Source organism: Bermanella marisrubri (assembly GCF_012295615.1).
In the GTDB taxonomy this organism is placed as follows: domain Bacteria; phylum Pseudomonadota; class Gammaproteobacteria; order Pseudomonadales; family Oceanobacteraceae; genus Bermanella; species Bermanella marisrubri.
The window spans coordinates 3,131,432-3,149,655 of record NZ_CP051183.1; the positions used below are offsets into that span (position 1 = coordinate 3,131,432).

General features: G+C 46.1%; 18 protein-coding genes and 4 tRNA genes. All 22 read right to left on the reverse strand.

What is annotated here, in order from left to right:
* Window positions 1-132 precede the first annotated feature (132 nt).
* The 22 genes from nusG to HF888_RS14650 all read right to left on the reverse strand — a co-directional run bounded on the left by nusG (window position 133) and on the right by HF888_RS14650 (window position 18,221).
* The gene (gene nusG, locus HF888_RS14545; RefSeq protein WP_007018329.1) at window positions 133-672 is read right to left on the reverse strand and encodes a transcription termination/antitermination protein NusG; all 540 of its coding nucleotides are present in this window, start codon (window positions 670-672) and stop codon (window positions 133-135) included.
* Between the two features lie 9 nt (window positions 673-681).
* Window positions 682-1,050 (reverse strand): preprotein translocase subunit SecE, encoded by a 369-nt coding sequence (secE, locus tag HF888_RS14550; protein ID WP_007018330.1) that lies wholly within the window; start codon window positions 1,048-1,050, stop codon window positions 682-684.
* A 56-nt stretch (window positions 1,051-1,106) separates the two neighbouring features.
* Window positions 1,107-1,182: transfer RNA gene (locus HF888_RS14555), tRNA-Trp, on the reverse strand.
* Window positions 1,183-1,254: 72 nt separating this feature from the next.
* Complete coding sequence (locus tag HF888_RS14560; RefSeq protein WP_243469384.1) at window positions 1,255-2,172, reverse strand: DMT family transporter; 918 nt, start codon at window positions 2,170-2,172, stop codon at window positions 1,255-1,257.
* Between the two features lie 410 nt (window positions 2,173-2,582).
* Window positions 2,583-3,806 carry an elongation factor Tu gene (gene tuf / locus HF888_RS14565; RefSeq protein WP_007018319.1) on the reverse strand — a complete coding sequence of 408 codons (1,224 nt, stop codon included), beginning with the start codon at window positions 3,804-3,806 and terminating at the stop codon, window positions 2,583-2,585.
* A gap of 93 nt (window positions 3,807-3,899) precedes the next feature.
* Window positions 3,900-3,975 (reverse strand) — tRNA-Thr (locus tag HF888_RS14570).
* An 8-nt stretch (window positions 3,976-3,983) separates the two neighbouring features.
* Window positions 3,984-4,057, reverse strand: a tRNA-Gly gene (locus tag HF888_RS14575).
* Between the two features lie 59 nt (window positions 4,058-4,116).
* Window positions 4,117-4,200 (reverse strand) — tRNA-Tyr (locus HF888_RS14580).
* A gap of 145 nt (window positions 4,201-4,345) precedes the next feature.
* On the reverse strand, window positions 4,346-5,017 hold the full coding sequence (locus tag HF888_RS14585; protein ID WP_007018332.1) for an SPOR domain-containing protein: 672 nt from the start codon (window positions 5,015-5,017) through the stop codon (window positions 4,346-4,348).
* Window positions 5,018-5,035: 18 nt separating this feature from the next.
* Window positions 5,036-5,722, reverse strand: a complete 687-nt coding sequence (locus HF888_RS14590; RefSeq protein ID WP_007018333.1) for a type III pantothenate kinase — start codon at window positions 5,720-5,722, stop codon at window positions 5,036-5,038.
* Complete coding sequence (gene birA, locus HF888_RS14595; protein ID WP_007018334.1) at window positions 5,712-6,704, reverse strand: bifunctional biotin--[acetyl-CoA-carboxylase] ligase/biotin operon repressor BirA; 993 nt, start codon at window positions 6,702-6,704, stop codon at window positions 5,712-5,714. Before birA ends, HF888_RS14590 begins: the two co-directional genes overlap by 11 nt.
* A gap of 35 nt (window positions 6,705-6,739) precedes the next feature.
* Complete coding sequence (locus HF888_RS14600) at window positions 6,740-7,108, reverse strand: carboxymuconolactone decarboxylase family protein (RefSeq protein ID WP_007018335.1); 369 nt, start codon at window positions 7,106-7,108, stop codon at window positions 6,740-6,742.
* Window positions 7,109-7,193: 85 nt separating this feature from the next.
* Entirely contained in the window at window positions 7,194-8,492 is a 1,299-nt protein-coding gene (locus tag HF888_RS14605) for an adenylosuccinate synthase (RefSeq protein WP_007018336.1), read from the reverse strand.
* A 25-nt stretch (window positions 8,493-8,517) separates the two neighbouring features.
* Complete coding sequence (locus tag HF888_RS14610; RefSeq protein ID WP_007018337.1) at window positions 8,518-9,684, reverse strand: ATP phosphoribosyltransferase regulatory subunit; 1,167 nt, start codon at window positions 9,682-9,684, stop codon at window positions 8,518-8,520.
* An 11-nt stretch (window positions 9,685-9,695) separates the two neighbouring features.
* Entirely contained in the window at window positions 9,696-9,893 is a 198-nt protein-coding gene (locus HF888_RS14615) for a DUF2065 domain-containing protein (RefSeq protein ID WP_007018338.1), read from the reverse strand.
* A 190-nt stretch (window positions 9,894-10,083) separates the two neighbouring features.
* Complete coding sequence (gene hflC, locus HF888_RS14620) at window positions 10,084-10,956, reverse strand: protease modulator HflC (RefSeq protein ID WP_007018339.1); 873 nt, start codon at window positions 10,954-10,956, stop codon at window positions 10,084-10,086.
* Entirely contained in the window at window positions 10,956-12,113 is a 1,158-nt protein-coding gene (gene hflK / locus HF888_RS14625) for an FtsH protease activity modulator HflK (protein ID WP_007018340.1), read from the reverse strand. Before hflK ends, hflC begins: the two co-directional genes overlap by 1 nt.
* Window positions 12,114-12,196: 83 nt before the next feature.
* Window positions 12,197-13,507: a ribosome rescue GTPase HflX gene (gene hflX / locus HF888_RS14630; RefSeq protein ID WP_007018341.1), complete on the reverse strand. Its 1,311-nt coding sequence runs from the start codon at window positions 13,505-13,507 to the stop codon at window positions 12,197-12,199.
* Between the two features lie 59 nt (window positions 13,508-13,566).
* Window positions 13,567-13,812, reverse strand: coding sequence for an RNA chaperone Hfq (hfq, locus tag HF888_RS14635; protein ID WP_007018342.1), 246 nt, complete (start codon window positions 13,810-13,812; stop codon window positions 13,567-13,569).
* Window positions 13,813-13,977: 165 nt separating this feature from the next.
* The gene (miaA, locus tag HF888_RS14640; protein WP_007018343.1) at window positions 13,978-14,934 is read right to left on the reverse strand and encodes a tRNA (adenosine(37)-N6)-dimethylallyltransferase MiaA; all 957 of its coding nucleotides are present in this window, start codon (window positions 14,932-14,934) and stop codon (window positions 13,978-13,980) included.
* A complete protein-coding gene (gene mutL / locus HF888_RS14645) occupies window positions 14,934-16,838 on the reverse strand; it encodes a DNA mismatch repair endonuclease MutL (RefSeq protein WP_007018344.1) in 1,905 nt (634 codons plus the stop codon). Before mutL ends, miaA begins: the two co-directional genes overlap by 1 nt.
* A 30-nt stretch (window positions 16,839-16,868) precedes the next feature.
* Window positions 16,869-18,221, reverse strand: a complete 1,353-nt coding sequence (locus HF888_RS14650) for an N-acetylmuramoyl-L-alanine amidase (protein ID WP_007018345.1) — start codon at window positions 18,219-18,221, stop codon at window positions 16,869-16,871.
* Window positions 18,222-18,224: the final 3 nt, after the last annotated feature.

Sequence of the window (18,224 nt, forward strand, 5' to 3'; positions counted from 1 at the left end):
TCCCCTAATGTTTACCAGCGCCAAACTAGGTGCGTAAAAAGCCGACAAAGCTCACTCTTGATAACACCAAGACCGTCCTTGCCAGCTTTAACTCCAGCACAAGCTGGACACTGTATTTTGATTAGCTTGTAATTAAGCCGATTTTTCTACTTGGCCAAACTCAAGTTCAACCGGGGTAGAACGCCCAAAAATTGTTACTGCTACTTTTAAACGAGACTTCTCGTAATCAACTGTCTCAACAACACCATTAAAGTCTGCGAATGGACCATCAATTACTCGGATCATCTCACCCGGCTCATAAATAGTTTTATGAGTAGGCTGACCTTCTTCACCTTCTTTAACGCGCTGCAGAATCGCATCCGCTTCTCGCTTAGTAATCGGAGCAGGCTTATCAGCAGTACCACCAATAAAACCCAAAACCCGTGGCGTTTCTTTAACCAAGTGCCACGTTGCGTCATTCATATCCATCTCTACCAAAACATAACCAGGATAGAACTTACGCTCGCTTTTGCGCTTCTTGCCGTCGCGCATTTCGATCACTTCTTCAGTCGGCACCAAGACTTCACCAAAACAGTCTTGCATACCATTGATTTCGATCTGCTCTTTCAACGAGTTCATCACTCGCTTTTCGTAACCAGAGTAGGCATGTACCACATACCAGCGCATAGCCATTGGGCTCTCCTATCCAATAACGCTAGAAACCATCCACGCTAACAGGGAATCTAAACCCCACAGCAAGATAGCCACTAAAATAACAACTGCAATTACAATCAAGGTTGTTTGCGTAGTCTCTTGGCGAGTTGGCCATACAACTTTACGACGCTCGATATTCGCTTCTTTCAGCAAAACCAAGAATGCCTTACCTTTAGCTGTTGTAGCCGCAATACCCAATGCAAACAGCATTAGCGCACCAACAGCAACAAAACGGTATAGCAAACCTACTTCCGCATAAACTTGATTACCTACGATAGCTCCGGCCACGATAGCAATTGCTAGCAACCATTTAACTACGTCTAACGGCGATCCTGTGGACTTTTCATTGCCACTCATATTCGCGAATTCCTATAGCAAAAAAGTGGCAACAAGTGCCACTTCCTTATAATACTTGGCAGGCCAGGAGGGACTCGAACCCCCAACTTTCGGTTTTGGAGACCGACGCTCTACCAATTGAACTACTGGCCTATCCCACATACGGGCGGTGCATTCTACCTAGGATTTTAGGAAAATCAACACTTTACATGGAATAAACCGAATTTATGCAGCAGGAATATTGTCTTTAGCCTGCGCATCAACCTTACTATCTCGACTAAGATATACACCTACAAACACCAAAGCAATCGCCAACCACTGCCAAAGATTGATTTCATCCCCCAAAAAAACCACTGAAAACAAAACCGCAAAAGCAGGTATTAAATTTACATAGCCCGCGGCCACCGTGGCATCCACATGAGTTAGCGCATAATTAAACAAACCATAAGCACCCAAGGTAGCACCCACCCCCAAATAAATTAACAGCAACCACATATCTACACCAATGGAATCTGGCCATTGACTATCAAGGGCAAACGGCAAAAAGAAAACAACCCCAACACATGCCTGCATGGCCGTTAAAAACAGAGCCGGATAGCGTGAAGTTAAATGCTTTACAAGCAAGGTATAACCTACTGCAGCCCCCATAGCTGCCAATTCCAGCAGATTACCCAACAATGGATTAGGCGCCTGATCACTCTCCTCGCCTGCAAGCGTCATCCAAATAACACCAACAACCGCGATAAATAAGCCCAACCACTGACGCCGATACAACCTCTCACCAAAAGCAAAAAACGCACTCACCGCTATCAAGATAGGAAACAACGACGTAATCATGCCTGCCTGCCCTGCACTAGTATATTGCAGCGCCTGACTTTCAAACAAAAAATACAAGCAAGGCTCAAACAAAGCCATCAACACCAAATAGCGCCAATCACCTTTGCGATACACCACTCCCTTACGCACATATTTAATCAGCACAGCAAAGGCAGCGACCGCGAGACACATACGAATAAATACCGCCACCATGGCGGGCATACCCGTAACAACCAACTTCATAGCAACAAATGTTGAACCCCATACCGCCATGGCAAAAATCAACATCAACTGATACTTAACTGGGACACCTTGAACTGACGACACTCTTAACTCCACAGTCAAATTTGAAAAGCGCGATTATAGAGCAATTTGAGTGTTGAGTGTTGAGTGTTGAGTGTTGAGTGTTGAGTGTTGAGTGTTGAGTGTTGAGTGTTGAGTGTTGAGTGTTGAGTGTTGAGTGTTGAGTGTTGAGTGTTGAGTGTTGAGTGGGCAATAATTGGTATTTGAGCTTCCGAGTCAAGCTACATCGTCATTCTCAGCTTGACTGAGAATCCATCCAATTACCTTTACACAGAAACATGGATTCCCGATCGAGCCGGGAATGACGCATTGAACTCAACATTCAAAATTCAACACCACAAAAACCAATCGACTAGACGTTTCTTACTGGCACAAAAAAAGGCCGCCGAAGCGACCTTTCTTTTAGCGTAGTGCTAATCGTCTGTAATTAAATATTACTCAACGATCTTAGCAACAACACCCGCACCTACTGTACGACCACCTTCACGAATCGCGAAACGTAGACCTTCGTCCATCGCGATTGGAGCGATCAATTCAGCAGTTAGCTGTACGTTGTCACCAGGCATTACCATTTCTACGCCTTCAGGTAGGATACACTCACCTGTTACGTCTGTTGTACGGAAGTAGAACTGTGGACGGTAACCTTTGAAGAATGGAGTGTGACGACCACCTTCATCTTTACCTAGTACGTATACTTCTGCTTCGAACTTGGTGTGTGGAGTGATTGAACCAGGCTGAGCCAATACTTGACCACGCTGTACTTCATCACGCTTAGTACCACGTAGTAGTACACCACAGTTCTCGCCTGCACGACCTTCGTCAAGCATCTTACGGAACATCTCAACACCAGTTACGGTAGTCTTCGTAGTTTCTTTGATACCTACGATTTCTACTTCTTCACCAGTCTTAACGATACCACGCTCTACACGGCCTGTTACTACAGTACCACGACCTTGGATAGAGAATACGTCTTCGATCGGCATGATGAATGCACCGTCTACTGCACGCTCTGGTTCTGGGATGTAAGAGTCTAGAGTTTCTACTAGTTTCTTAACCGCAGTTGTACCTAGTTCGTTGTCGTCTTGACCGTTTAGAGCCATTAGCGCTGAACCTGGAACGATTGGCGTGTCGTCGCCTGGGAAGTCGTACTCAGATAGTAGGTCACGTAGTTCCATGTCTACTAGCTCTAGCATTTCTTCGTATTCTTCAGTACCGAAACCACCACAGTCTTCTGCTAGAAGGTCTGCTTTGTTTAGGAATACTACGATGTAAGGTACACCTACCTGACGAGATAGTAGGATGTGCTCACGAGTCTGAGGCATTGGGCCGTCAGTCGCGCCACATACTAGGATCGCACCGTCCATCTGTGCAGCACCAGTGATCATGTTTTTAACATAGTCGGCGTGCCCTGGGCAGTCTACGTGTGCGTAGTGACGATCTGTTGATTCATACTCAACGTGAGACGTCGCGATGGTAATACCACGATCACGCTCTTCTGGTGCGTTGTCGATACCGTCGAACGCTACCGCTTCACCGCCGAATACTTCAGCACATACGCGAGTTAGCGCTGCTGTTAGTGTAGTTTTACCGTGGTCAACGTGACCGATGGTGCCCACGTTTACATGGGGTTTGCTACGTTCAAAAGAACCCTTAGCCATAATAACGCCTCAGTTTTTTTTGCATGTATTAGATACAGAAAAAGGCAGTTCAACCACCACTGGCCAAAAACTACCTTCAATTTAAATCATTTTTGGTGCTGATAGGCAGATTCGAACTGCCGACCTCATCCTTACCAAGGATGCGCTCTACCGACTGAGCTATATCAGCGACACTACTGGAGCGGGTAGCGGGAATCGAACCCGCATCATCAGCTTGGAAGGCTGAGGTTCTACCATTGAACTATACCCGCAAAGCTCTACAGTCCACTCAAAATATACGGTTATACTATTTTAAGATGTGCTGAAATAATGGTGGTGGGGGCTGGATTCGAACCAGCGAAGCTTTCGCGTCAGATTTACAGTCTGATCCCTTTGGCCACTCGGGAACCCCACCTAATTTTGTGGCGCAGATTTTGCCGCTGAGATCCTTGCTTGTCAAGTAATTTCCTTTAAAAATTACGGACTTACAAAGATTTTAGTCCAACAACACCTGCTCAATTAGACCCGCTTTTGGAAGCGGTGCGCACTATACCCAAGATTTAAGATTGAGGCAATGCCGAATTACAAAGAATCTGCGTCCATTCGGTTTCAACATCATCCGCCAAACGCTCTCGCAACTCGTCAGTCAGTTCAACTGCTTCTGTAATGGGAGATTTAACCCAATAGCGATCACGTGTTCGCGGTAGCTCCTTTACCTGAGCATCAATATTTTTTTTCTTTAATTGAGCAAGTATGCGATCAACCGAAGACTGCTGGCTGAACAAGCCGAGAGATATTCCATTTTCAAGCTCACCCTCAGTGATAATAAAGCTATCCACATTACGTTTTTGAAGCTCTTTTAAACGTCGCAGTGCTTGTTTTTTATTGGGCAGTGGTTCGATATGCACCCAGTATTCCAGCTTACTCACTACAGCCTGGGGCACTACTTGCGCCTTAACATCTAGGGCAATCATACGCGCGTATAAATGCTTAGCATCTAATTCAACCTTATAGGGCCCCGCCAACCAGCACAATTGATCAGAGGGTTTTCTGGCAGTTGTCGGCCTTTGCTTAGGTTTTGCATTTACTTCTGAAAGCAAGCGAATGGGTTTAGCATCCTTGACCGAGAAGACTTCCACCTCTTGGCGATGCTTAATCGGCTCAGGTTGCATAAACTGAAAACCCAAATAAGCAAGATTGATAATCACTAACGAAATTAATATCCAACGCATAATTTACTCAAACGCAATTCACTCAAAATAGGTACGCAATCCGTCCAACACCAAATGAGGTTCATGTATAACAGGTTTTTCAAAAAGCTGAATTAATAGAGGAGCAGCGCCGCCGGTCAACCAAACATTTGCCTCTGGTTGTAAAGCTTTGTGTTTCTCAATCCAGCTAACCACTAAATCTAATATGCCGTGATCGACACACATTTGTGTGTTTTCTCCCGGTGCTCGGCCAATTAACCAATCATCTTTCGCATGCACACGACTAGTAGCACCTAATAAACTATCTTTCATCAACCCCAAACCCGGGCATATGTAACCACCCACATGACGACCAAACGCATCGACTATATCCATGGTTAAAGCAGTACCCGCATCAATAATTAAGTGCGCATTATCTGGCTGCCGAGTCCAAGCCGCCAACATCGCGAGCCAGCGATCCACACCCATTTTATGGGGATCTTCATAGCTATTGCTTAAGCCATTTTTACTCACTTGTGATTGCGCAAACTGTGCATTGGGACACTGCTGTTTGATCCATTGATTTTGCTGTTCATGAACACTCGAAACCCACACTGTACTGACTTTATCCATGGCAATCATTTGCTGCGTGAGTGCTGCAGCAAAATCATCGCCACCCACCTCACCAGCTTCATCTACTGTCCGCCATTTAATGCGAGTATTTCCTGCATCCAGCTCAAGCCTCATGATGCTTACCCTGACTTCTTAGAGTGACTTCACCGCCATTGTAAACTTGTAGCTGACCGTCAATCTCTAGCTGCAGCTCACCAATAGCATTCACACCGCGAGCAATCCCAGTTAGCTCAGAACTAGGCAGTATTAGGTTCACTTTATGTCCATGTAATGCATCCGCCTCGTTCCAGTGTTGCTGTAAAGGAGAGAATCCATGCTGTGAAAATCCATTTAGAGTGTCCGACAAATCCATAAGCAGGGTAGCGGCCAGTTCATTTCTATCGAACTCAATACCTTGCTGCCTAAGACCCGTAGCAAGCTGATCAATATGAGCTAGATCTCGAGTCTGAATGTCCAAATTTAAACCTACACCAATCACAACTTGACACTGATCACTAACATCACCAGTGATCTCGATAAGGATGCCGCCAAGTTTGGCAAAAGTATCCGCGTCTTTGGCTACAAGAATATCATTGGGCCACTTCAAACCATGACTCTCAAGACCATAGCGTTTTAGTGTATGGTAAATAGACAAGCCCACAGCAAGACTTAATCCTTGTATGGCTGCAATGCCCTGCTCAAACGTCCACAACACAGAGAAATAAAGATTACGCGCGAATGGGCTTACCCACTGTCGACCTCGACGCCCACGGCCTTGGGTTTGCATTTCCGCAAAAATCAAGTGCCTTCCACCTGGCTGAGTCTCGGCAAGCCTCATCATGGCACTATTAGTTGAATCTAAACTTAACGCCAAATCGATGGAGTCAAAATAGTCTTGCGTGAGTCCATGCTGCTCAAGCTTGGAAAGCGACAGCAAACCCACAGGCTCGGGCAGACGATAACCCTTGCCTTTGACACTGTGCAGAGGAATATCTAAGGCCTCTAGTTTCTTGAGCTGCTTCCAGACAGCCGCTCGACTCACCCCTAGAGCCTCTCCAATTTCTTCCCCACTATGGAACTGACCATCAGCCAAAATATCCAGCAGCGCTTGCTTCATGCAATGATTCCCTAAAAAGTTACCGGAAAACTAACCTATTCTTCCCAGTTATCCAACACTTCTTTGGCCGCTCGAAAGGCTTCTTGAGCTGTAGGAGCACCACAATACACAGCACTGTGCAGAAACACAGCCGCAATCTCCTGTTTACTCGCGCCATTACGCAATGCGCCACGGGTATGCCCTTTTATCTCTGTCACCGCTTTTTGCGCCGTTAGCATCGCAAGGGTCACCAGGCTTCGGGTTTTGCGATCCAGGTCTTCGCGTTGCCATGTAGAGCCCCATGCATGTTCATTTATATAATCTTGCAATGGCGCAGTTAGCTCATCTACATTATTCAATGCTCGATCAACAAATTCATCGCCCATAACCTCTCGGCGAATCTTCTCTCCAGTTTCCTTAGACATGACATCCTCGCTAGATGTTACTTATTTTCGAACAGATACAAAAAAGCCCAGAATAATCTGGGCTTGAGTTTAATCCAAGTTTGAATTAAATATCGAAACTGTGTCGCAACACAATGGTTTCAACACGATCTGGGCCGGTTGAAATGATATCGATAGGCGCTTCAATAGCTTTTTCCACGAACGCAATATAATCACGAGCATTTTGCGGAAGATCTTCAAGCTTTTGCGCCCCTACTGTGCTTTCTGTCCAACCAGGAAGCTCTTCGTAAATAGGGGTGATTTTTTCAAACTGATCAGCAGATGCTGGCACGTTCATGCGATTGCCATTTTCATCTTGATAGCCAACGCAGACCTTTACCGTCTCAAGACCATCGAGCACGTCAAGCTTGGTTAAACAAATAGCGTTTACAGAGTTAACACGAATTGCGTGCTTAACCAGTGCCGCATCAAACCAACCGCAGCGTCTTGAACGCCCAGTTGTTGTACCTTTTTCGTGACCTACAGTGGCAAGATGCTCACCAACGCCACCTTCCATTGGTAATTCCGTTGGGAAAGGACCTGAACCAACACGGGTCGTATAGGCTTTAGTAATACCCATGATTTGATCCAAGTACAAAGGACCCACACCTGAACCGCAAGCAACACCACCGGCAGTGGTATTGGAAGAGGTCACAAATGGATAAGTACCATGGTCGATATCAAGCAAAGTGCCTTGCGCACCTTCAAACATGATATCACCACCTTGTTCACGGATGGTATGAACCAAATCAACCGCATCAACTACGATGTCTTTGATTTGCTCCGCCCAATCCATGCAAGATTTGAGCGTCTCTTCGTAGCTAACTTCTTCAACACCATAGTAATTCTTCAAGGAGAAGTTATGGAATTCCATAACTTCCTTTAACTTGTCAGCAAACTCAGGTTGATACAAATCACCAACGCGTAAACCGCGGCGAGCAACCTTATCTTCATAAGCAGGACCGATACCACGGCCTGTAGTACCAATTTTCGCTTTGCCGCGTTTTTCTTCACGAGCCACATCTAGAGCAACATGGTATGGCAGAATAAGAGGACAGGCATGAGAAACACGTAAACGCTCCATAACCGGTACGTTGCGCGCTTCTAGTTCACGTACTTCTTTCAGCAACGCATCAGGTGCCAAAACCACACCATTACCAATGATGCACTGCACACCCTCACGTAGAATACCGGAAGGGATCAGATGAAGTGCGGTTTTCACGCCATCAATAACAAGTGTATGACCGGCATTGTGACCACCCTGAAAGCGCACTACGGCAGTGGCTTTTTCGGTTAGCAGATCAACAATCTTACCTTTACCTTCGTCACCCCATTGGGTACCGAGTACAACGACATTCTTGCCCATAACTGGTTTGCTCTAGCTATTACTTTTAAACGGTTTCAATAATCCACTGGCCATCTTTTTCGACCAGTTGCGAAGTGCAGCCATTAGCCGCCGGAGTGTCAGCATCGGACAGTCCACAAATGACGGTTTTACCGCTAGCACGCAGCTCCGTCACCACAGTCCAAGATGCACCTAGTGGTGCAAAAATAGTTTCTTCTGTGGTTTCTATTTGTTGTTCAATGAGGCGATTCCACTGCTTTAAATCACCGCTAAATCCTGTTGCACTGCGCGCTCTACCAAACACTGCACCGGTATCATCATAGCGACCACCCAAAGCCAATGCCTGGCCAAATCCCGGAGTATAAGCCGCGAAGACGATTCCAGTGTGGTAATCAAAACCACGCAATTCAGCTAAATCTAAAAATAGACTTACGTTACTGTAGCGCGCCTGAATTGCTTCACAGATTTCTTTTAGATTATCCAATGAAGCCTGAACATCAGCCACAGCATTCAATGATTGCGCACGCTCTAGCACGTCTAAGCCGCCGTTTAATTCTAATAAATCCAAGAAGGCTTGCTTTAAAGCACCATCCTGAACTCGCTCGTCAATCATGGTGCGATATTCAGTAACAGACTTTGTATTCAAGTGCTCAAATAATTGCGCATTCAATGCATCATCAAAATCCGCTTTGGCAACCAATGCCTGATAAATACCTACATGACCGAGATCGATGTGAATATTCTTAATACCCACTGACTGCAAACTTTCAATCAGCAAACTAAGAGTTTCAATATCTGCTTGACTACCCGCTTCACCAAACAATTCGGCGCCAATTTGCATTGGCGCGCGGCTGCTGATCAAGGATTCTGCACGGGTATGCAATACCTGACCGCAATAACACAAACGATTAATGCCTTCTTTAGGCCAACTATGGGCATCAATGCGAGCAACTTGAGGGGTGATATCTGCACTTAAACCCATCATTCGACCCGTTAATTGGTCTGTCACCTTGAAGGTTTGCAGATTTAGGTCTTTACCAACACCTGTTAGTAAAGATTCTAGAAATTCCAGTTGAGGCGGTACGACTAACTCATAACCCCAGCGATGAAACGTATCTAGTAGGGTGCGTCGGGTTGTTTCTAACTTGTTCGCCTCGGGAGGCAAGAGTTCTTCGATACCGTCGGGCAGCAACCAGCGGTCGGCCTGGTTCATAGTTTTGTCTCTTACGTCACTAAATATAGAAGTCCTAACCCGATTAACATGCTGATCAGCCCAATGATTCGCATTGTACGATCATCCATCATAGCCATTTGAGCCACTAAACGGCGCCAGCGGCTGGGATAGAGGAATGGCACTATGCCTTCAATCACAAGTACAAGACTGAGCGCGATCCATAAATGTTGCCAAAAAGGGCTGTCCATACAGATCCACAGAGTTAGGTGATTACACAAAAAAACCGGGGTGAGGGGTAGCCCTTCAGCCCGGTTTCGCGGATTTTACACGTTTTTCGTCAGAATCCCAATAGCCGAAAATTCTCGGTAACCAATAAAAAAGCCGCCTCAGTATTCTGAGACGGCTTCTATTCGATAACGCGAGAAATGAGTTACTGGCTTATTTGCCGCGTGTATCCTTCATATACTTGAAAAAATCACTGTCAGGCTTAAGCAGTAACACATCGCTCTCATCATTGAAGGTTTCTTCATAGGCCTTCAAAGAACGAACAAACGCATAGAACTCAGGGTCACGATTGAATGCTTTTGAATAGATAGCTGCTGCCTTAGCATCACCTTCACCGCGAATTTTCTCGGCTTCTCGATAAGCATCGGCTTCAAGCACAGTCTTTTGACGGTCCGCGTCTGCGCGAATACCTTCGGCTAACTCTTTACCTTGTGAACGCAGTTCACGAGCTTCTCGCTCACGCTCAGCACTCATACGACGGTAAACATTTTGCAATAACTCGTCTGGTAGATCGATACCCTTGACACGAATGTCGCGGATCTCAATACCGTACTGAGCCTTTGCTTGTTCGTTTAGATTTTCCGTAAGCTTTGCCATTAGCTCATCACGCTCACCAGAAACCACTTCTTGTACGGTCCGGTTAGCAACTTCGGCACGCAAGCCGTCGTTCACCAAGTTGCCCAATAAGCTGGACGCACGGAAGCGATCACCATTAGTGGCTTTATAGAACGAATCGACTGAACTAATACGCCATTTTACAAAGCTATCTACGACTAGGAATTTTTTACCCGCAGTCAAGAAACGCTCTGGACGCGTGTCCAAGGTGAGTAGACGTCCATCAAACTTGCGTACTTTATCCATAACCGGCACTTTTACATGAATACCAGGTTCGATATTACTTTCAATAACGTTACCAAAGCGCAGTTTAATAGCACGCTCAGTCTCTTTAACGATAAAGACGCTATTTAGAACAATAATGACAGCGATCAGGCCAACAACGCCCAATACTAAGTTTCTAGGATTCATTAGCGGCCTCCTCGTGAGCTATTGTTTTGACGAGCGCGAAGCTCTTCTACAACACGGTTGGTCAGATCATTGATATTCATTGATCCCGACTCCACCTCACTAGCCGATTGGCGACTGCGCTCCATAATCTTGTCCAGAGGCAAGTACATCATATTGTTGCCACCTTCTACGTCGACAAGTACTTTGCTTGCGTTCTTGTACACATTACCAATGGCATCTAGGTATAAACGCTCACGTGTAACCTGTGGCGCTTTGCGATACTCGTTATAAAGCTTAACAAAACGATCTGCTTCACCCTCTGCACGAGAAACGACGCGAGAACGGTAAGCACTTGCTTCTTCAAGCATACGCTGAGCTTTACCACGGGCTTCTGGAATTACCGTATTGGCGTAAGCTTCTGCTTCACTAGTGAAACGTTCTTTATCTTGCTTGGCGTTGATTACGTCATCGAATGCTGCCTGCAACTGTGATGGCGCTGAGGCTTCTTTGATGTTGACTCGATCTACATAAATACCTGTGCTGTAATTTTCTAGGTAGTTCTGTAGACGGGTTAAAACGCTATCCGCTAGGAAAGCACGACCACTAGTTAAGATTGGATCCATGTTGGTTGAACCGACTTCATGACGCAATGCCGATTCTGCAGCGTGCTCTAACGTGCGCACAGGGTCTTCAATGCGTAGACTGAAGGCTACAGGATCAGCCACTCGGTACTGAACATTCATAGCCACTTCCACAACATTTTCATCCTGAGTCAGCATCAATTCTTTAGATTCAGAGTTACGAACGCTAGTGACGTTAACTTGTTGAACACTTTCAACAAAAGGAATAACGAACTGCAAACCTGGCTCCAGAGTACGATCATACTTACCTAGAGTTAGCACAACGCCACGCTGCTGTTCGTCGATGGTATAAACCGAGTTGTAGATTAATACACCCACCAATACCAAGATAATGAGACCAAAAATACCGCCGTTGCCGCTACCGGATTTACCGCTGCCGCCATCTGGTTTTTTGCCGCCACCAAACATGCCGTTGAGTTTATCCATCAGCTGTTTTAGTGCCTCATCTAAATCGGGTGGCTGATTACCGCCGCCACGATTGTTGTTGCCCCACGGGTCTTTACCGTTGTTGCCGCCACCCGGCTCATTCCAAGCCATAAGCACTCCATTTCTAAGTTAGACTATACAAATGTTTCTGAATCATACCGCTATGCTTTTACGATAGCGATACGTGAATAGATTTAAAGCTGCCAAAATTCTTTTTCCTGAGGGATAAAGCGCTCCAGGGGTATACCGACTTTGGCTAGCATCTGTTGAAAATCGTCTTGTTCAATGCGCACATCCAACATCATGTGACCATTTTCAGTAAATTCCTCATGCAATACCGCGCCATGATCATACAGCAATGCTCTTAACTGTGATTCTTGCGGTGTTAATTCTATCGTTTGTTCGAACAAGGTTTGCGATAAAAGTTCGCCGATGGCCTGGCGAATCAACTCCAGACCTTGGCTATCTTTCGCGCTTGCCCAAACCCGCCATGGCAAGCCTTGATCATCTCGATCGATTCGCGGCTTCTGTCCCGGCAGTAAATCAATCTTATTGAATACTTGCAGCGTCGGTCGGTCCAAAGCTTCAATTTCATCCAATACGATTTCGACTTGTTCCATATTAAGCTGACGATCTTCGTCGGCACTATCAATAACATGAAGCAACAAGTCAGCCTCTTGAGTTTCTTGCAATGTCGCCTTAAATGCTTCAACTAACTTATGTGGCAAGTGGCGAATAAAACCTACTGTATCCACCAAGACCACTTCACCTAAACCTTGAATAGGAATACGTCTCAGGGTTGGATCCAAGGTAGCAAACAACTGATCTGCAGCGTATACCTTGGCTTCGGTTAAAGCATTGAACAAAGTTGACTTACCTGCATTGGTATAACCCACAAGAGAAACACTGGGTGTTGAAGAGCGCTTGCGGGCCCGACGGCCTTGCTCTCGCTGAGTTTGAACCTTGGCTAAGCGTTTGTGGATAAGCTTAATTCGATCTCGCAACAGACGACGGTCAGTCTCAAGCTGGGTTTCACCTGGACCACGTAAACCAATACCCCCTTTTTGGCGCTCCAAGTGAGTCCAACCACGAATCAGGCGAGTGCTTTGGTGTTGAAGTTGAGCCAACTCTACTTGCAACTTACCTTCATGTGTTCGAGCACGCTGGGCGAAAATATCCAATATCAACCCTGTACGATCTAACACACGGCATTTCAGCGCATGTTCAAGATTACGTTCTTGGCTGGGAGATAATTGATGATTGAAGATAACAAGCTCTGCCTCGCAGAACTCAATCGCGTCACTGACTTCTTCTACTTTACCGCGACCGATAAATGTTTTGGCGTCAGGCGCACTGCGAGTACCCGTAATCAAAGCCAGTGGCGCACCACCCGCACTACGAACTAACTCTTCAAACTCGGCCGGGTCTTCTTTGTCGTCGCCTTCAGGGAAATCGATATGAACCAGTACTGCACCTTCTCCGGTGTCGGGTCGGTCAAAAAACAACGGCTACCTCGGGTATGAATGAAAGGGCCAAGACAGCCCTTCACTTATTCGAATGGAAATTACTCTGCGCTGTCGTCGTCTTTTTCAGGCGGCGCCAAACGCACATTGCGAGATGGCACCACGGTAGAAATCGCGTGCTTATACACCATCTGGCTTACGGTATTTTTCAAAACAATCACAAACTGATCAAAAGACTCAATATGTCCTTGCAGCTTGATACCATTAACTAAAAAGATCGACACTGAAATACGCTCTTTGCGCAGCGCGTTCAAATAAGGGTCTTGTAGGGAGTGCCCTTTTGACATTATTTTTATCTCCTGTGAATTTGAGCGTTCCGCCCATGCCCTATGCACTTAAGCGCGGACTATGCCATAACTATGGTATTAGATTCCAGTCTTTTCAAGGTTTAAGCGCTTGGAACAGGCTGATTTAGCGCATTCTGATCATTTTGCTTGTCAAACATCGCGCGATTACTCTAGTTCGATACCTTTTGTACGCAAATGTTTCGCAGCGCTCTGCAATAAAGCAGGATCAAATGTATCCAGCCAGTGAATATCTTGCCAGCCGCGCAACCAAGTCAGTTGACGCTTTGCCAATTGACGCGTTGCTATAATACCACGCTCAATCATCTCATCGTGGCTTATTTTACCCTCAATGAAATCCCACATTTGTCGATATCCAACAGCGCGAATCGACGGTAAATCTGGATTTAAATCGCCACGCGCATAAAGTGCACGAACTTCTTCTTCAAACCCTTGCTCAACCATTTGTTGAAAACGTAATGCAATGCGTTCGTGTAAGTCCTTACGGTCGGTGGGTGCAATGGCAAACTGCAACCAATCATATTCTGACTCCGGATTTTCTTGCTCTGCCCAATGCTGAGTAAGAGTTTTACCTGTGATTAAATACACTTCGTAAGCACGCTGAACGCGTTGTGGGTCATTGGGATTTAAACGCTGGGCAGATTCTGGATCCACCTCTTTGAGCAAATCATGAATATATTGTTTACCGTGTTTTACTACTAGCTCCTCGATATGAGCACGCACTTTTTCATCCGCATTAGGCAAGTCTGCACTGCCCTCCATAAGGAACTTAAAGTACAGCATGGTCCCGCCCACTAAAACCGGAATCTTTCCTTTTGCCGTAATGTCCCGCATTAATGCTATCGCATCTTCGCGAAAATCAGCGGCACTATATGGTTCAGAAGGATCTCGAATGTCAATTAGATGATGTGGATAACGGGCTTGCTCATCAGCGCTGGGCTTTGCCGAACCAATATCCATTCCGCGATAAACCAATGCACTGTCGACACTGATTAATTCGCAATCGAGGTGATCATAAATCTCACATGCTAACGCTGTTTTGCCCGAAGCAGTTGGCCCCATAATACAAATAGCCAAAGGTTTGTTGGTCGATATTGCTGTCACTAGCGGCCTCGTAAAAATAGCTTATCCAACTCATTCATTGAGAGCTGTGTCCAGGTAGGCCGACCATGGTTACATTGACCGCTGCGCTCCGTTTGCTCCATATCTCTCAGCAAACCGTTCATTTCTGCAATGGTCAATTGACGATTCGCACGAACAGAGCCATGACATGCCATGGAGCTTAAAATCTCATTGCGAAATTCCGTCATATGTCGCGACGATCCAGCTGTTCGATAGTCTTCTAATACTTTTACGACTAAATGCTCAATGTTGGCATTCTTTAACAGCACAGGCATTTGTCGAATCACTAAACTTTCCGGCCCCAAGCGCTGCAACTGGAACCCCAGCTTTTGTATATCCGCTTCATGTTGTTCTGCAATATCAGCTTGCTCTACCGACACATGAATGGTTTCAGGGACAAGCAATGGCTGCGATTGAATTCCCTGCGCGTCATAGGTCATTTTTAAACGCTCGTAGGTAATACGCTCATGAGCCGCGTGCATATCCACAACCACTAAACCATGTTGATTTTGCGACAAAATATAAATGCCATGAAGTTGAGCAATGGCATAACCCAAAGGCGGAATGTCTTGTTGATTTTCGTCTGTTGCTTGTGGCTGAGTTTGGAATGGATTGCTTTGAATCGGTTGATTTGCCAACCCCGAATCCGCTGGCGGCGCTTGATACAAGTTTTGATAAGCCGCCATTTGCTCTTGTACCTGACCGGGCTCTGGACGATTGGCTTGCCAAGGTTGTGATTGAGTAAGTGCATTTGAACTTTGCCCTTGTACTTGACTTAAAGCCATGGCGTTTTGTCCAGCGAACTCGCCTGCTTCGATACCTGAAACCTGACTTTGACCCTGCAGCTGGCCCGGTATTGCGTGATCCGTTGACGGTGTTTCAGGTCGCACTTCACCAAGGGCTTTATGCAATGTACGGAATAAAAAGTCATGAACCAAACGACCATCACGGAAGCGCACTTCATGTTTAGTTGGATGTACGTTTACATCCACCAGCGCTGGATCTAATTCTAAATACAATACAAAGGCACTGTGGCGCCCATGATACAAAACGTCCTGATACGCTTGTCGAATGGCGTGGGCAACTAACTTATCGCGGACGATGCGCCCATTCACAAAGAAATATTGCATGTCCGCTTGACTGCGGTTAAAGGTCGGTAAACCAACCCAGCCCCAGAGTTTTAACCCCGCCGCTTCCATATCAATACGCACCGCTTCTTTCATAAATTGGGCGCTTAACAAGGTTGCAATGCGTTTTTCTTGGTCAAAAGCACTGCTGCACGGACGCAACGAATGAATCACTTTATTGTTGTGGCGCAATTGAAAACTTACGTCATAGCGACTCAACGCCATGCGTTTAACGACTTCTTCAAGATGGTTGAACTCGGTTTTTTCTGTCCGCAAAAACTTTCGACGGGCGGGTGTATTGAAAAATAAATCCCGCATTTCCACCGTGGTACCCACCGGATGCGCACAGGGCTTCACCTCGGTCGCCATATCACGGCCTTCGGCGGTCACTTGATAAGCAAGTTCACTCTCTTGCTCATGACTACTAAGAGATAAACGAGAAACCGAGGCTATGGATGCTAAGGCCTCACCACGAAAGCCCAAGCTTTGCACGCTTTCCAAATCATCCAAATCGACAATTTTACTGGTAGCGTGACGACTTAAAGACAACGGTAAATCGTCTTTTTCTATGCCGCTGCCATTGTCGCGAATTCGAATCAGCTTCACCCCGCCCTGCTCAGCGTCCACTTCAATTCTCGTAGCGCCGGCATCAAGGCTATTCTCGACCAACTCTTTTACAACATTGGCAGGACGTTCTACCACTTCACCAGCCGCTATTTGGTTGGCAAGACGGGGGGATAAGACGTGAATACGCTTCATAAAAATTTAATGACTGAGCCGTGTAATGAATTAACTGGCAGGAATTTTAATAATCTGGCCAACGCGAATGGTACTGGAACTTAAACCATTAATCTGCTTCAACTTAGATAAACTCGTCGCATGCTTTTCTGCAATAACCGACAAGGTATCTCCGGGCGCAATGATGTATTCCTTCATGCCATTGCCGCTGCGCTTAATGCTGGCCACATAAGTTCCGGGTGGCGGCGTATCATAAAAGTAACGCTTGATACCTTGGAAAATAGCCGATGCCATGCGCTGCTGATAAGAACGAGTACTGAGCTTTCGAGCTTCACCCGGGTTAGATAAAAAACCTGTTTCGACCAAAAGCGATGGAATATCCGGAGACTTCAGTACGGCGAAGCCTGCTTGTTCTACATGGCGTTTATGCAAGCGTGCCACAGACCCCATGCTGTTTAATACGGTTTGTCCTGCGTCCAAACTAGCACCTAGACTTGCTGTCATGGATAAATCCAATAATACGCCAGCTAAAACATCTTCTTTATCGCCTAGGCTTACGCCGCCAACACCGCCAATTAAATCCGAGCTATTTTCTTTGTCGGCCAGCCAACGGGCTGCCTCACTGGTAGCGCCTTGCTGCGACAAGGCGAACACAGAACCACCTTTAGCTAAAGGACTCTTAAAGGCATCAGCGTGAATACTAATGAATAGATCAGCATTGGCTTTGCGCGCCCGCTCAGTGCGCTCTCTTAAACCTATATAATAATCACCCGTTCTAACCAGATAGGCTCGGAAACCCTTTTCCCGCTCAAGCATTTGCGCCAGCTTGTTCGAAATCGACATGACGATGTGCTTTTCGTATACACCGTTATGACCTATGGCACCGGGATCCTCGCCACCGTGGCCGGCATCAATCGCGATGACGATATCGCGCTTTTGGTTTATTTGATTATTGATATCTAAAACAGGCTTACTGATGGTAACCGGAGTCCGAGACACGGATTGGGTTTCTAAATCAATCACCAAACGATGGCCATACTGATCATTCGGTAACAATGGAAAGCTCTTAGGTTTGACGCCTTCGCGCAAATCCAAAACGATACGCAAATCCTTTCCATGGCGCATGCCAGAACGAATATTTTTTACCGGACCCGTCTTTGTTGGCAGACCATCAAAACTGCCCAGCAATTTGGCATCCGCAATATCAATGACTAAGCGATCTGGTTCACTTAATCCGAACACTTTATGCTCGACAGATTTATCCAGATCCAATACTAATCGCGAGCCATCTGGTGCATGCCACAATCGAGCGCCTTCAACATTAGCCAATAATGGCAGTGAATACGCACAGATCGACAATGCAAGCAGAATTAAGCGAATTGGATTCCACGCCCTTATATTCATTGG

Bases quoted from the DNA above. Each gene is read 5' to 3' on its own strand.
- HF888_RS14615 (WP_007018338.1), bottom strand. From the start codon at position 9,893: ATGGACAGCCCTTTTTGGCAACATTTATGGATCGCGCTCAGTCTTGTA.
- tuf (WP_007018319.1), bottom strand. From the start codon at position 3,806: ATGGCTAAGGGTTCTTTTGAACGTAGCAAACCCCATGTAAACGTGGGC.
- hflK (WP_007018340.1), bottom strand. From the start codon at position 12,113: ATGGCTTGGAATGAGCCGGGTGGCGGCAACAACGGTAAAGACCCGTGG.
- nusG (WP_007018329.1), bottom strand. From the start codon at position 672: ATGGCTATGCGCTGGTATGTGGTACATGCCTACTCTGGTTACGAAAAG.
- birA (WP_007018334.1), bottom strand. From the start codon at position 6,704: ATGAAGCAAGCGCTGCTGGATATTTTGGCTGATGGTCAGTTCCATAGT.
- HF888_RS14605 (WP_007018336.1), bottom strand. From the start codon at position 8,492: ATGGGCAAGAATGTCGTTGTACTCGGTACCCAATGGGGTGACGAAGGT.
- hfq (WP_007018342.1), bottom strand. From the start codon at position 13,812: ATGTCAAAAGGGCACTCCCTACAAGACCCTTATTTGAACGCGCTGCGC.
- HF888_RS14590 (WP_007018333.1), bottom strand. From the start codon at position 5,722: ATGAGGCTTGAGCTGGATGCAGGAAATACTCGCATTAAATGGCGGACA.
- hflC (WP_007018339.1), bottom strand. From the start codon at position 10,956: ATGAATCCTAGAAACTTAGTATTGGGCGTTGTTGGCCTGATCGCTGTC.
- HF888_RS14610 (WP_007018337.1), bottom strand. From the start codon at position 9,684: ATGAACCAGGCCGACCGCTGGTTGCTGCCCGACGGTATCGAAGAACTC.
- HF888_RS14600 (WP_007018335.1), bottom strand. From the start codon at position 7,108: ATGTCTAAGGAAACTGGAGAGAAGATTCGCCGAGAGGTTATGGGCGAT.
- HF888_RS14585 (WP_007018332.1), bottom strand. From the start codon at position 5,017: ATGCGTTGGATATTAATTTCGTTAGTGATTATCAATCTTGCTTATTTG.
- secE (WP_007018330.1), bottom strand. From the start codon at position 1,050: ATGAGTGGCAATGAAAAGTCCACAGGATCGCCGTTAGACGTAGTTAAA.
- mutL (WP_007018344.1), bottom strand. From the start codon at position 16,838: ATGAAGCGTATTCACGTCTTATCCCCCCGTCTTGCCAACCAAATAGCG.
- HF888_RS14650 (WP_007018345.1), bottom strand. From the start codon at position 18,221: ATGAATATAAGGGCGTGGAATCCAATTCGCTTAATTCTGCTTGCATTG.